Here is a 13,109-nt window from a genome sequence, read left to right on the forward strand (position 1 = left end):
GCCGGGGCGGAGAACAACTCCGCGTGCGGATTGGCGATAATCGCCGCATGAAGATTGGCCAGCGCGCCCCGACCTGGGCTCCCCGACGCGATGCATCCTCGGACCTCGAACCGAGGACCGCGTCCCAGCAGCCTGGACAGACCCTCCGCTCGGCGCCCCGGGACGCCTTCGACGCCTCCGCCGTCGCGGGCAAGACCCCGGCGCCCCCGACCCAGCCGGCGGACGTCCAGACGCTGATGCGGGAGCAGTTCGGCGCGCTCGCCGAGGACAAAGCCACCTTTCACGACACCCTGAAGGGCATCTTCGGCGAGGGGTATGACGCGACGAAGGCCGAGCAGTACCGGCAGCAGGCGCTCGCGGGGGACTTCGAGTGGCTGCCCCCGGTGCAGTGGGTGGGCGCGGACGTGCTCGGCGGGGCGCACGGCGCCTACGACTCCGAGTCCGGCACGGTGCTGCTCAACCAGGAGCTCAAGGGCAACCCCTCGCTCGCGGCGTCCACCTATGTGGAGGAGGCGGGCCACCACCTCGACGCGCAGCTCAACGTCGCGGACACGCCGGGGGACGAGGGCGAGCTGTTCCGCCGGGTGCTCAGCGGCGAGAAGCTGAGCGCGGCGCAGATCGCCGACATCCGCGCGGAGAACGACAAGGGCCTCATCCAGCTCAACGGCCGCTCGGTCGAGGTGGAGTTCTGGAACCCCTTCAAGGCCATCGCCAAGGGAGCCAAGTCGGTGGCCAACGCCGTCGTGAACACGGCCAAGGACGTCGGCAACGCGGTCGTCTCCGTGGGCAAGGGGCTCGTCGAGGGCGCCAAGACGTTCGCCACCGGCATCGGCGAGGGCGTCGGCGGCTTCGTCTCCAACCTCGTCAAGGGCGAGGTGACGGATGCCTTCCAGTCGCTCGTGCGCGGCGCCGACAAGGCCTTCCTGCAGGCGCCCCTGCGCGTCGTGAATGGCGTGCTCGATGGCGCCGGGAATCTGATCAACGGGGCCAGCCACCTGCTGGGGCCGCTCGGCAAGCCGCTGCGGGAGGTGGGCGGCCGGGTGGTCGACGCGGCGCGCACCGTGGTCGACACCGCGGGAGGCATCGTCCGGGACGCGTTCCGCACGGTCACCGAGAGCCCCCTGGCGCTGCTGCGCGGCACGGAGGAGGCGCTCAAGCTCGGCTTCCAGGGCGAGTGGGGCAAGGCCGCGAAGCGCTTCGGCCAGGGCTTCGTCGACATGGGGACCCGGTTCGCGGGCAACATCGTGGACACGCTCATGCGCGGCATCCAGGGCGCGGCCAACGCCGGCCTCACGCTCGCCTTCGCCGAGAAGCCCTCGCGCGGGCTCAACGACTCCGAGATCCAGATGCTGCGCCAGGTCTACGGGGACTCCATCGACTACTCGCAGGTGCGCATCAAGCAGGGCGGCTCCACGGACTGGACCAACATGGCCCCGCACGTGGTGGGCAACACCGTCTACATGACCAGCGCCTGGGGCGGGGACAACTTCAACCCGGACGGCACGCTCACGGACGTGGGGCTGGAGACGCTCGTGCACGAGATGGGTCACATCTGGCAGAACCAGAACGGGGGCGGCGACTACATCCACCGCGCGCTGCTGGCCCAGTTCACCTCCTCGCTGGAGTCCGGCTCGCGCAACGGCGCCTACGAGTGGCGCGAGGGCGTCGCCCAGGGCAAGTCCTTCGCGGAGCTCAACCCGGAGCAGCAGGCCGGACTGATGGAGGAGATTGGCCGGGGCCTGAAGGGGGATGGGCAGGTGACGCCCCAGGACTGGGTGCCCGCCCTGAGCCCCGCCGAGCTGGACTACGCCATGGAGGCGTGGGCCATGGTGAAGCGCGGCGAGGGCTCGCGCTGACCCGCGCTCACTCCACGCGCGCCGTCAGCCGGTAGTCCCAGCTGAAGGGGACCGTGTTGTCCACACGGCCCTGCTCGAGGATGGTCAGCAGGTAGCGCCCGGCGCGCGCGGTGGGCACGCGCAGCTCGTAGGTCCCGATCTGGTAGCCCCGCACGTCCAAGAGGAGCAGCTCCACGCCGGGCGCCTTCCAGGCCTCGTCGGGGCCACGCGAGCAGAAGCGGTGGCGATCCTCGTAGAGCAACCCTCCGTCCGGCCCGTTCACGGTGAAGGCCGGGCAGTTGTCCTGGCCCAGCGACTCCATGCGGAAGACGAGCGTGCGTGCCTCGGGCGCCTCGAGCGCGAAGACATCCGGGTTGCCCTGGTTCGCCCGGGCCTCGATGGGCGTGCCCGGGGTGAGCGGCGTCGCCTGGGAGGCATCGTCATTGGGCTCGAACGCATCGTCGAGCCGGGTGCCACGGGGACAACCCGCCAACAGCAGGAGCACGAGGGAAGCGTGGAGGCGCCACATGCGCCCGAACCCTGGCACACCTGGGAGGCTCGCGCCTAGGGTGCCGCCCCCCTGCTCGCCGCGGGCGCTGAAACACCGTGAAACGCGCCCTGAAACAGCCGGGAACGCGAGGTCTCTCGGGGGCGCCGGGTCCACGGGCTGGCATGCGCGCTGCACTGGGGTTCGGGCTCGACGCACGCCCACCTCGGGCGGAGCCATCCACGGGAGAGCGACATGAGCGACACGGTGAGCGAGCACGTCCGCGCGCAGGGGCAGGAAGCGCGGCTCGCCCGGAGTCCAGGCACGGCGCGGCATCGCATCCTCATCATCGGCGGCGGGACGGCGGGCCTGTGCGTGGCGGCCCGTCTGGCGCGCGCGGGCCAGAAGGACGTGGCCATCCTCGAGCCCAGCGCCCACCATTACTACCAGCCCCTGTGGACACTCGTGGGCGCGGGCGCGGCGCGCATCGAGGACACCGTGCGCGACGAGGCCCGCTACATCCCCAAGGGCGTGACGTGGATCCAGGACTGGGCCGAGGAGGTGGACCCAGTCGCCCGCACGGTGGGCACGCGCGGCGGACAGCGGCTCGGCTACGACTTCCTCGTGGTGGCGCCCGGCATCCAGCTCGATTGGAACAAGGTGCGCGGCCTGCGCGAGGCGCTCGAGTCCCGGCCCAACGTCTCCAGCAACTACGACGTGCGCTACGCCCCCAAGACGTGGGAGATGCTCCGCGCCTTCCAGGGGGGCACCGCGCTCTTCACCCACCCGGCCACGCCGGTGAAGTGCGCGGGCGCACCGCAGAAGATCATGTACCTGGCGGCGGACCACTTCCGGAAGCGGGGCCTCCAGGACGCGGCGCACGTCGTCTTCGCCTCGGCGAACAAGTCCATCTTCGGCGTGAAGGAGTACGCCGCCGTGCTGGAGGGGGTGGTGAAGCGCTATGGCATCGACACGCGCTTCCAGCACAACCTGGTGGAGGTGCGGGGCGCGGCGAACGAGGCCGTCTTCACGCGCACGACGCCCGAGGGCTCGGCCGAAGAGGTCGTCCTGCCCTATGACGTGCTCCACGTGTGCCCGCCCCAGAGCGCGCCGGACTTCATCCAGAAGAGCCCGCTGGCCTGGCACGAGGGCCCCACCCGGGGCTGGGTGAAGGCGGACAAGTACACGCTGCGCCATCCGGACCACCCGGAGGTCTTCGCCCTGGGAGACGCCTCGGACCTGCCGACCTCGCGCACCGGCGCCGCCATCCGCAAGCAGGCGCCCGTGCTGGTGGAGAACCTGCTCGCCGTCATGCGCGGCCAGGAGCCCACCGCCACGTACGACGGCTACGCCTCCTGCCCGCTCACCACCGGCTATGGCAAGCTGCTGCTCGCCGAATTCGGCTACGAGGGCAAACCCACGCCCTCCTTCCCCCTCATCGACAGCCTCAAGGAGCGGCGCGACATGTGGCTGCTCAAGAAGTACGGCCTGCCGCGGCTCTACTGGGACTTGATGCTCCGGGGCAGGGCCTGAGCGACGCTCGCTCATGACCCACCCGCCCTCCCTGGAACTGTCCGCCCTGGAAGCCCTCGCCGGTCCCCTGCTGCTCGTCGACGCTCGGGGGCGGGTGACCGCCGCCACCCCCGAGGCCCTCACCCGGCTCGGGGCCGCGCTGCGCCCGGGACGCCCGCTCTCGGAGGTGCTGGGCCTGCCCGGGGGCCCCGAGGCCCTCGCGGCGCTCTCTCACCCGGGGCGCGGGCCCGAGGGCACCCGGGCGCGCGCCATCGCCCTGGAGCCCCACGGACAGGGCGGCGGCTGGGTGGTGTTGCTCGGGGACGCGCCCGGCCCTCGGGAGAGCGCCGAGGAGACGTTCCACGGCATGTGGACGCGCGAGCCGGCGATGCAGCACCTGTTCCGGCTGGTGGAGAAGGTGGCGCGCACCGAGTCGAGCGTGCTCGTGCGCGGCGAGTCCGGCACGGGCAAGGAGCTGGTGGCCAATGCCCTGCACGCCATCTCCTCGCGGCACAAGGGCCCCTTCCGGGCCATCAACTGCGCCGCGCTGCCGCCGAGCCTCCTGGAGAGCGAGTTGTTCGGCCACACCCGGGGGGCCTTCACCGGCGCGGTGCGCGACAGCCCGGGCCACTTCCGGCTCGCCGAGGGCGGCACGCTCTTCCTCGACGAGGTGGGGGAGATTCCCCTGGAGTCGCAGGGCAAGCTGCTGCGGGCGCTCGAGACGCGCACCGTCATCCCCGTGGGGGGCGGCGCGGCGGTGCCGGTGAACGTGCGCATCGTCGCCGCCACGCACCGGGCGCTGCGCCGCGAGGTGGAGGCGGGCCGCTTCCGCGCGGACCTGATGTACCGGCTGCGCGTGGTGCCGCTGTTCCTGCCCTCGCTGCGCGAGCGGAGAAGCGACATCCTCCCCCTGGCGTGGCGGTTCCTCGCGCAGTGGGAGCGCCCGGGCTCGCGGCGCGTGGAGCGCATGTCCCCCGGCGCCGAGCGCCTGCTGCGCGGCCACGACTGGCCGGGCAACGTGCGCGAGCTGCGCAACGTGATGGAGTACGCCTTCGTCATCGGCGAGGGCCCGGTGCTGCACGAGGCCGACCTGCCCCCCGAGTTCTCCGAGGTCCGCCCGCGGCCCGCCGCGTCCCCTCCCCCGGCGCCCGCGCCCGCGCTGTCCGCCGAGACCCTCCAGGCGGCCCTGGACCGGGCGGGTGGCAACCGCACCGAGGCGGCCCGCCTGCTGGGCATCAGCCGGGTCACCCTGTGGCGCCGGCTGCGCGGCCGGTAGGGTGTTTCAGGGCGTTCGCGCGCAACGCGTCCCCGCCCCCGTCGGAGACGGTCCTCCGAGGGAGCGGCCCTGGCATGGGGCTCGCACTGGCGCGGGGGCATGCACTTCCGACAGCTCCTCGACCCCGAGTCCTCGACCTACACCTATCTCCTGGGCGACCCGGCCACGCGGCACGCGGCGCTCATCGATCCCGTGCTCGAGCAACTGGAGCGGGACCTGGCGTGCGTGGAGGAGCTGGGCCTCACGCTCACGCAGGTGCTGGAGACGCACGTGCACGCGGACCACATCACCGCGGCGGGCGTGCTGCGCGAGCGCACCGGGTGCCAGGTGGTGGCGAGCGAGCGGGGCGCGGCGTGCGTGAGCCGACGGGTACGGCATGGCGACGAGGTGCGGGTGGGCGGCCTGTGCCTGCGGGTGCTCGCCACGCCCGGCCACACGGACGACAGCGTGAGCTACCTGCTGGAGGACCGGGTGTTCACCGGGGACACGCTGCTCGTGCGCGCCAACGGGCGCACGGACTTCCAGAATGGCGACGCGGGCCAGCTCCACGACTCCATCACCCAGGTGCTCTTCGCCCTGCCCGACGACACGCGCGTCTACCCCGCGCACGACTACCAGGGCCGCACGGAGACGACCATCGGCGAGGAGAAGCGGCACAACCCGCGCCTCGCCGGCAAGAGCCGCGAGGAGTTCATCCACCTCATGGCGAACCTGCGCCTGCCGCCGCCCCGGAAGATGGACGTGGCGGTGCCCGCCAACCGCGCCTGTGGACGCGCCGTGCCCGTCGTGCCCGCCGTGGGCGACATCGCGCCCGAGCACCTGGGCACCCTGGGCGGGGGCGTGCGCTACGTCGACGTGCGCGAGCCCGACGAGTTCCACGGCCCCCTGGGCCACCTGCCCGGCGCGGAGCTGGTGCCGCTGGCGACCCTGGAGGACACGAGCGCGGGGTGGGATCGGGAGGCGCCGCTGCTGCTCATCTGCCGCTCGGGCAACCGCTCCGGCCGGGCGGCGCGGGCCCTGGCCGAGCGGGGCTTCCGCCGGCTCTACAACCTCCAGGGCGGCATGCTCGCGGTGCGCGCGATGCCCGGGACGGACGCCTGAGCCCCATGTCCCTGCTCGGTCTTCCGCTCGCGGTGCTCATCGGCCTGAGTCTGGGGCTGCTCGGAGGGGGCGGCTCGATCCTCACCGTGCCCCTGCTCGTCTACGTCCTGGGAGTGGAGCCCAAGCAGGCCATCGCCCTGGGGCTGGCGACCGTGGGCAGCACGAGCCTCGTGGGCGCGTGGGGCCACTGGCGCGAGGGCAACCTCCAGCCGCGCGCGGCCCTGCTCTTCGGCGGACTGGCCATGGGCGGCAGCTTCGCGGGCGCGCGCCTGTCGGTCTTCCTGACGGGAGCGCAGCAGCTGTTGCTGTTCGCCACGGTGATGTGGGTGGCGGCGGTGTTCCTGTCGCGCAAGGCCCGGCGAGCCGCGCCCGCGCGGGCGCCCGTGCCCCACCGGGCCCCCCGCGTCCTGGTGGCCGGGGCCGCGCTGGCGGTGGGGGCCCTCACGGGGCTGGTGGGCGTGGGTGGAGGCTTCCTCATCGTCCCGGCGCTCGTGCTGCTCGTCGGCCTGCCGATGAAGCGCGCCGTGGGCACGAGCCTGCTCGTCATCGCGATGAACTCCCTGGTCGGCTTCGCGGGGCACCTGGGCCACGTGGAGGTGCCCTGGGCGCGCCTGGGGGCCTTCTCGGCCCTGGCCATCGTGGGCATCCTCGCGGGCACCCGGCTGTCGCGGAGCGTGTCCCAGGCGGCGCTCCAGCGCGCCTTCGCGGGGCTGCTCGTGGTGATGGGGACGTGGATGCTCTACCAGAACCGGCGCGCCCTCGCCCCGCTGCACCCGGGCGAGGCCCACGCGCGGCCGACCGGCTCAGGCGTGCCGGAAGCGCGCGCCCTCGGTGGTGCGGCCCAGGGTGAAGCGCAGTGACTGCTCCAGCGAGGGGTGGAGGAAGGGGAAACCCTGGCGGGTGGCCACCTCCGGGTGCACGCGGGTGCTGCCGAGCAGCATCGCGTCGCCCATCTCCCCGAAGAGCGCGCGCACCGCGGGCGCCGGCAGGGGCACGAGCGCGGGCCGCGACAGCACGTGGCCCAGGGTCCGGGCGAACTCCGCCTGGCGCACGGGCTGGGGCGACACCGCGTTGAGCGCGCCCCGCACGTCCGGGGTGAAGAGGGCGAAGTGGACGAGCCCGAGCACGTCCTCCAGGCACACCCAGCTCAGCCACTGCTGGCCGTCGCCGATGCGGCCCCCCGCGCCGGCGAGGAAGGCGGGCAGCATCTTGCCCAAGGCGCCGCCCCGCGCGCTCAAGACCACGCCCAGGCGCAGGTTCACCACGCGGATGCCCGCGCGCTCCGCCGGGGCCGTGGCCTCCTCCCACTCGCGCGTGATGTCGGCGAGGAAGCCCTGCCCGGGCGCGCTCGTCTCGGTGAGCACCTCCTCGCCCCGCGCGCCGTAGAAGCCCAGGGCGGACGCGCACACCAGCACGCGCGGGGGGCGCGCCAGCCGCGCGAGCGACTCGCACAGCACCCGCGTGCCCTCCACCCGGCTGGCGCGGATGCGCGCCTTGCGCTCGGGCGTCCACCGGCCGTCGGCGATGGGCTCGCCCGCCAGGTGCACCACCGCGTCCAGGCCCTCCAGCGCGGCCACGTCCATGTCGCCCTGCCCCGGGGCCCAGGCGATGTCCCCCGCCTCGGGACGGCCCCGCACGAGCCGCCGCACCCGATGTCCGCCCGTGGTGAGGAAGGGCACGAGCGCGCCGCCCACCAGCCCCGACGCGCCGCTCACCGCCACCGTCAGCCGCGGCTGGGAGGCGAACGCCTGGTGGCGCCGCAGATCCTCGCGCGTCACCGTGTGGCGGTAGGCGAACATCCGCTCCAGGCGGTGGCGCGCGTAGCCCCCACCCGCCGCCTGCCCGAGCGCCCCCACGGGCAGCACGTACTCCACCTCGTCCTCCAGGAGCGAGGTGCCCGCCGAGCCCTCGTCCCACATGCGGTGGGTGTGGATCCACTTGGAGAAGGGCCCCGCCTCCTGCACGTCCTGGAAGAGCGAGCCGGGCACGTACCGGGTGTGCCGCGCCGTGAGCGTCTGGGAGAGCGGGCCCAGGCGCAGGCGCACCACCACGCGCGCGCCCTCGCGGATGCCCTCGCCCTGGTGCTCCACCACCTCCACGGTCTCCCAGGGAGGCGCCAGGCGCATGAAGGCGCCCTCCCGGTCATGCCAGGCGAAGAGCGCCTCGGCGCTGACAGGCATGGGACTGCGTGCCTCGAACACCCGCGACTTGCCCATCGTCCCTCCGGGAGGCGACAGTGCGCCCCACGCGAATGCTTACCTCCGACCTCCTCCCCCGCGCGGTGGAAATGCTGCGGCGCGGCGGTGTCATCGCCTTGCCAACAGAGACGGTCTACGGCCTGGCGGCCAACGCCGAGGACGAGCTGGCCGTGCGCCGCGTCTTCGCCATCAAGGGCCGGCCCGCCACCCACCCGCTCATCGTCCACGTGGCGAGCGCCGAGGCCATGGCCTCGTGGGTGCGCGCGATTCCCGAGGAGGCCCAACGACTCGCGGCGGCCTTCTGGCCGGGGCCGCTCACGCTCGTGCTGCCCCGCTCGGCGCGGGCCACGGACGCGGTGACGGGGGGCCAGGACACGGTGGCGCTGCGGGTGCCCCAGCACCCCCTGGCCCGGGCGGTGTTGGAGGCGCTGGGCGGAGGCGTGGCGGCGCCGAGCGCCAACCGCTTCGGCCGGGTGAGCCCCACCACCGCCGAGCACGTGCGGGCGGACCTGGGCGAGGACGTGGACCTCGTGCTCGACGGGGGCCCGTGCACGGTGGGCGTGGAGTCCACCATCGTCGACCTGAGCCAGGGCGAGCCCGCGGTGCTGCGGCCCGGAGGCCTCGCCGTGGAGGCCGTGGAGCGGGTGCTGGGCCGTGCCGTCCCGGTGCGCACGTCGTCCACGGTGCGCGTCTCGGGCAGCCTCGCCTCGCACTACGCCCCCCGGGCGGGGGTCCTCCTGTGCGAGCCCGCGCAGGCGGCCGCGCGCGTGGAGGCCCTGCGCGCCCAGGGCCAGCGGGTGGGCGTGCTCGGGCCCGAGGGCCTGGGGCTGCCCGCCGGCGTCCCCCTCTACGAGGTGCCCGAGGAGCCGTCCGGCGCGGCGCGGGTGCTCTACACGCGGCTGCGCGAGGCGGATGCGCACGGGCACGACGTCCTGGTGGCCTGCCTGCCGCGCGCCGAGGGCCTGGGCCTCGCGGTGAGGGATCGGCTCGCCCGGGCCGCCGCGCCCCGGCCCCCGGAGCCCTGAAGGACCGGCCATCTGTTTCGGGCCCGGCGCGCCCTGCCGTAGAGTGAGGCACGGGCGCCGTCCTGGAGCCCGCCGCCTCCACCCAGGAGTCCTCGCCCGTGAATCGGCGCCTCGTCGGCCTGCTCGCCGCCCTCTGCCTGCTCTCCGCCTGTTCGGATGAACCCGTCGGTCAGATGGAGCCCATCCCCCGGCCCGCGGGAGCGCAGGCCCCTCCACCGCCCCCCCCCGCCCCGACGCCCGCGCCCGAGCGGCCGGATCCCTCCAAGGTGGTGCTGCGCTGGAATCTCCAGGAGCCCACCGCCTTCCTGGCCACCATCTCCGGGGCGACGGCGGGCCCGGCCCGGTCCGCCCCCGCCCCCGCCCCGCGCCGGGGCAAGAAGGGCAAGGAGGCCCCGGAGCAGCCCGCCGAGGCCCCGGCCTCCTCCGGACGCGAGCAGAAGATCCTCTTCCTCTTGAGCAGGACGGAGGCGGGCGAGCCCACCGTGCTCCTGTTGCCCCAGGACGGGGGCGAGGAGGACCGGGCCTCCATGAGCGAGCGCGGCTTCGTGCTCGACGGGCTGTCCGGCCAGCTGCGCAACCTGGCGGTGCTCACGCTGGAGCTGCCGGCCGACCCCGTGGGCCCGGGCGCGCAGTGGCGGCTGGCGGCGAACCTGGTGGACACGACGGGGGTGCCCGGCTTCACCCCGTCGGACTCCCAGCAGAAGAACGAGGTGAAGCTCGTCTCGCTCATCCCCGGCGACGGCGGCGAGCAGGTGGCGACGCTCGCGTACGAGCTCACCCAGAGCGTCTCCGGTCGGCTGCGGCCCGAGGGGAGCCACGGCGCCGGGGAGGACGAGGAGGACGAGGAGGGGCATGACCACGGGCATGACCACGGGCACGACGAGAAGAACGCGCTCGAGGTCAAGCGCCTGAAGTCCACCTCCAAGGCGGCCCAGAAGGCGAGCATGTCGACCCGGAAGGCCCTCAAGACCCGGACCCCCGGCACGCCCGCGTCCGCCGAGATGCGGGTGACGGGCCGGGGCGAGTTCCTGGTGAAGACGGGCCAGTGGCGCACCTGGGAGGCCACCCTCACCACGCGCACCACCGGCGGGCTCGTCCTGCCCGGCGCGCCCGCGGGCGAGCGCACCGTGCGGCTCAGCCCCGTGAAGCCGATTCCGCCCGAGGCGCTCCAGAAGCGGGTGAAGAAGTAGCCGGCGCGGACTCGCGCACCAGCCGCACCACGGCCTCCACCCACGTCGGGTGCCCGTTGAGCGAGGGCACCAGCGTGAGGGACTCGCCGCCGCTGGCGAGGAACTGCTCGCGGGCGCGGATGCCGATCTCCTCCACCGTCTCCAGACAGTCGGCGACGAAGGAGGGGCACATCACCGCCAGGCGCTTGACGCCCTGGGCCGCGAGCTCCGGGAGCACGAAGTCCGTGTACGGGCTCACCCAGGGCGTGCGGCCCAGGCGGGACTGGAAGGAGACGCTCCACGTGCCGGGCGCCAGGCCCAGGCGCGCGGCGAGGCCCCGCGCCGTGGCGTAGGACTGGGCCCGGTAGCAGTGGCGGTTCACGTCGGTGAGCGCGTCACAGCACGAGGCCGAGGCCAGGCAGTGCGTGCCCGAGGTGTCCGTCTTGCGCACGTGGCGCTCGGGCACGCCGTGGAAGCTGAAGAGGACGTGGTCCGCCCGGGCGTCGGAGAGCACGGGCCGGGCCACCTCGCTGAAGGCGTCCAGGAAGCCCGGGTGGTCGTGGAAGGCCGGCACCGCGCGCACGTTGGGCACGTCCCAGCCCGAGCCCAGCACCTCGTAGACGCGCGCCAGCGACGAGCCCGAGGAGGACGGGGCCTCCTGCGGGTAGAGCGGCAGCACGGTGAAGTCCGACACGCCCCGCGCGCGCAGCCGCGCCACCGCGTCCGGGATGGACGGGTTGCCATAGCGCATGGCGAGCTCCACCACGTACTCGCCCTCCAGCGCGCGCGCCACCTCGGCGGTGAGGGCGCGCGAGTGCACCATCAGGGGCGAGCCCTGCGCCGTCCACACCGTGCGGTAGGCGTGCGCGCTCTTGGGCGAGCGGAAGGGCAGGATGATGGCGTGCAGCAGCAGCCAGGCGCCCACCGGATGGATGTCCAGCACGCGCCTGTCGCTGAGGAACTCGCGCAGGTAGCGGCGCACGGCGCCCGTCTCCGGAGCGTCCGGGGTGCCCAGGTTGAGGAGCAGCAGGCCCTTGGGTGACATGATTGGCTCGGGGGCTCAGTGCAGCGCGTGCGGCTGGGTGAGGGCGAACTCCCCGATGCGCGCCTCGAACTGACGGCCATCGGGGCGCTCCAGGGTATAGGCGCCGCGCATGGAGCCGAAGGCCGTGCGCAATTGCGCCCAGCTCGTGTACTCGAAGCGCTCGCCGGGCAGCAGACGGGGCTGCTTGCCCACGACGCCCTCCCCGCGCACTTCCTCCACCTTGCCGGTGGCATCGGTGATGAACCAGTGACGGCTGCGCAGTTGCGCGGGCTCCTGGCCCACGTTGGCGATCTCCACCGTGTACATGAAGGCGTACTGGTGGGCGTCCGGGCTGCTCCGCTCCGGCCAGTACGCGGGCTTCACGGAGACGCGGATGCCTTCGGTGATGACGGAGGACATGGCCCCACCATTGGCTCGCCCGCCGCCCGGACGCAAGTCAAACTAGGAGGGAGTGCCCTCGCGGTCACGCTCCGGCGGGGCCTCGGGCGCCCCGGGCACCGCCTGCTCGGCCATCTTCGGCCAGATGAGCGAGGCCACGATGCAGCCCACCAGCACCCCCGCGATGATGCCCAGCGACAGCCCGATGGGGATGTGGATGTCGAAGAAGGTGATGAGCATCTTGAGCCCCACGAAGCCCAGGATGATGCCCAGGCCCACCTTGAGCAGGTGGAACTTCTCCATGAGGCTGGCCACCACGAAGAAGAGCGAGCGCAGGCCGAGGATGGCGCACACGTTGGACGTGTAGACGATGAAGGGGTCCTGGCTGATGCCCAGCACCGCGGGGATGGAGTCCAGGGCGAAGAGCAGGTCCGTCGCCTCCACCACCAGCAGCACCAGGAACAGGGGCGTCACCTTGCGCTGGCCGTCCTCGCGCACGAAGAAGCGGCTGCCCTCGTCCTGGCGGGCCACCGGCAGCAGGCGCCGGGCCACCTTCACCACCAACGACTGCTCGGGCTCGGCCTCCTCGCCGTCCTTGGCGAAGGCCATCTTCACCGCCGTGAAGACGAGGAAGGCGCCAAACAAGTAGATGAGCCAATGAAAGCGGCTCACCAGCGCCGCGCCGGTGACGATGAGCACCGCGCGCATGACGAACGCGCCGAGGATGCCCCAGAAGAGCACCCGGTGCTGCACCTGACGCGGCACCCGGAAGAAGGCGAACACCATCAGGAACACGAACAGGTTGTCGACCGAGAGCGCGTACTCGACGACGTACGCCGTGAGCCACTGCAGCGACTGCTCCTGGTTCCAGTAGCCCGTGAAGCGCAGGCCTCCGCAGAACAGGAGGCTGATGGTGATCCACACGCCGGTCCAGGCGGCGGCCTCCCGGGGCGTCACCTCGTGCTCCTCGCGGTGGAACAGGCCCAGATCCAGGGCCAGCATGGCCAGCACGAAGAGGTTGAAACCCACCCAGAGCGCGACGTGTGTGTTCACGTATTCTTTCCTGAGACCGGCCCGGGGGCC

At 73.3% G+C, this 13,109-nt stretch carries 12 protein-coding genes and 1 pseudogene; 8 read left to right on the top strand and 5 right to left on the bottom strand.

The annotated features are described in order from the left end of the window. The first annotated feature begins 23 nt into the window (after positions 1 to 23). Complete coding sequence (locus I3V78_RS39600) at positions 24 to 1,856, top strand: phage tail family protein (protein ID WP_239576833.1); 1,833 nt, start codon at positions 24 to 26, stop codon at positions 1,854 to 1,856. A gap of 7 nt (positions 1,857 to 1,863) precedes the next feature. Here the strand turns inward: I3V78_RS39600 and I3V78_RS33260 are convergent, their stop codons facing one another. Further along, a complete protein-coding gene (locus I3V78_RS33260) occupies positions 1,864 to 2,364 on the bottom strand; it encodes a hypothetical protein (protein WP_204494003.1) in 501 nt (166 codons plus the stop codon). Positions 2,365 to 2,577: 213 nt separating this feature from the next. Between I3V78_RS33260 and I3V78_RS33265 the strand changes: the two genes are divergently transcribed. The 5 genes and pseudogenes from I3V78_RS33265 (at position 2,578) to I3V78_RS33280 (ending at position 7,071) form a co-directional block, all read left to right on the top strand. Beyond that, positions 2,578 to 3,855, top strand: coding sequence for an NAD(P)/FAD-dependent oxidoreductase (locus I3V78_RS33265; RefSeq protein WP_204494005.1), 1,278 nt, complete (start codon positions 2,578 to 2,580; stop codon positions 3,853 to 3,855). Positions 3,856 to 3,868: 13 nt separating this feature from the next. Beyond that, a complete protein-coding gene (locus I3V78_RS33270; RefSeq protein WP_204494008.1) occupies positions 3,869 to 5,110 on the top strand; it encodes a sigma-54 interaction domain-containing protein in 1,242 nt (413 codons plus the stop codon). 99 nt (positions 5,111 to 5,209) lie between these two features. Beyond that, positions 5,210 to 5,893, top strand: a pseudogene (locus tag I3V78_RS33275) (MBL fold metallo-hydrolase); the annotation flags it as partial. A 57-nt stretch (positions 5,894 to 5,950) separates the two neighbouring features. After that, positions 5,951 to 6,211, top strand: coding sequence for a rhodanese-like domain-containing protein (locus I3V78_RS39605; RefSeq protein WP_338023858.1), 261 nt, complete (start codon positions 5,951 to 5,953; stop codon positions 6,209 to 6,211). 5 nt (positions 6,212 to 6,216) lie between these two features. Continuing rightward, positions 6,217 to 7,071, top strand: a complete 855-nt coding sequence (locus I3V78_RS33280; protein ID WP_204494013.1) for a sulfite exporter TauE/SafE family protein — start codon at positions 6,217 to 6,219, stop codon at positions 7,069 to 7,071. Here I3V78_RS33280 and I3V78_RS33285 read toward each other — a convergent pair. After that, a complete protein-coding gene (locus I3V78_RS33285) occupies positions 7,015 to 8,427 on the bottom strand; it encodes a TIGR01777 family oxidoreductase (RefSeq protein ID WP_204494015.1) in 1,413 nt (470 codons plus the stop codon). The two genes, I3V78_RS33280 and I3V78_RS33285, sit on opposite strands and share 57 nt — an antisense overlap. Positions 8,428 to 8,525: 98 nt before the next feature. Between I3V78_RS33285 and I3V78_RS33290 the strand changes: the two genes are divergently transcribed. Together I3V78_RS33290 and I3V78_RS33295 are read left to right on the top strand one after the other, a co-directional pair. Further along, a complete protein-coding gene (locus tag I3V78_RS33290; protein ID WP_239576835.1) occupies positions 8,526 to 9,434 on the top strand; it encodes an L-threonylcarbamoyladenylate synthase in 909 nt (302 codons plus the stop codon). 98 nt (positions 9,435 to 9,532) lie between these two features. Continuing rightward, entirely contained in the window at positions 9,533 to 10,624 is a 1,092-nt protein-coding gene (locus tag I3V78_RS33295) for a hypothetical protein (protein ID WP_204494018.1), read from the top strand. On the opposite strand, the gene hemH is transcribed toward I3V78_RS33295, so the two are convergent. Genes hemH through I3V78_RS33310 form a run of 3 tightly spaced genes read right to left on the bottom strand, consistent with a single transcriptional unit; the run spans position 10,569 to position 13,079 of the window. After that, positions 10,569 to 11,648: a ferrochelatase gene (hemH, locus tag I3V78_RS33300; protein ID WP_204494021.1), complete on the bottom strand. Its 1,080-nt coding sequence runs from the start codon at positions 11,646 to 11,648 to the stop codon at positions 10,569 to 10,571. The two genes, I3V78_RS33295 and hemH, sit on opposite strands and share 56 nt — an antisense overlap. 15 nt (positions 11,649 to 11,663) lie before the next feature. Next, a complete protein-coding gene (gene apaG, locus I3V78_RS33305) occupies positions 11,664 to 12,047 on the bottom strand; it encodes a Co2+/Mg2+ efflux protein ApaG (RefSeq protein ID WP_204494024.1) in 384 nt (127 codons plus the stop codon). A gap of 42 nt (positions 12,048 to 12,089) precedes the next feature. Then, positions 12,090 to 13,079, bottom strand: coding sequence for a TerC/Alx family metal homeostasis membrane protein (locus I3V78_RS33310; protein WP_204494027.1), 990 nt, complete (start codon positions 13,077 to 13,079; stop codon positions 12,090 to 12,092). Between the last annotated feature and the right edge of the window lie 30 nt (positions 13,080 to 13,109).

The organism is Archangium primigenium, assembly GCF_016904885.1.
Classification (GTDB): domain Bacteria; phylum Myxococcota; class Myxococcia; order Myxococcales; family Myxococcaceae; genus Cystobacter; species Cystobacter primigenius.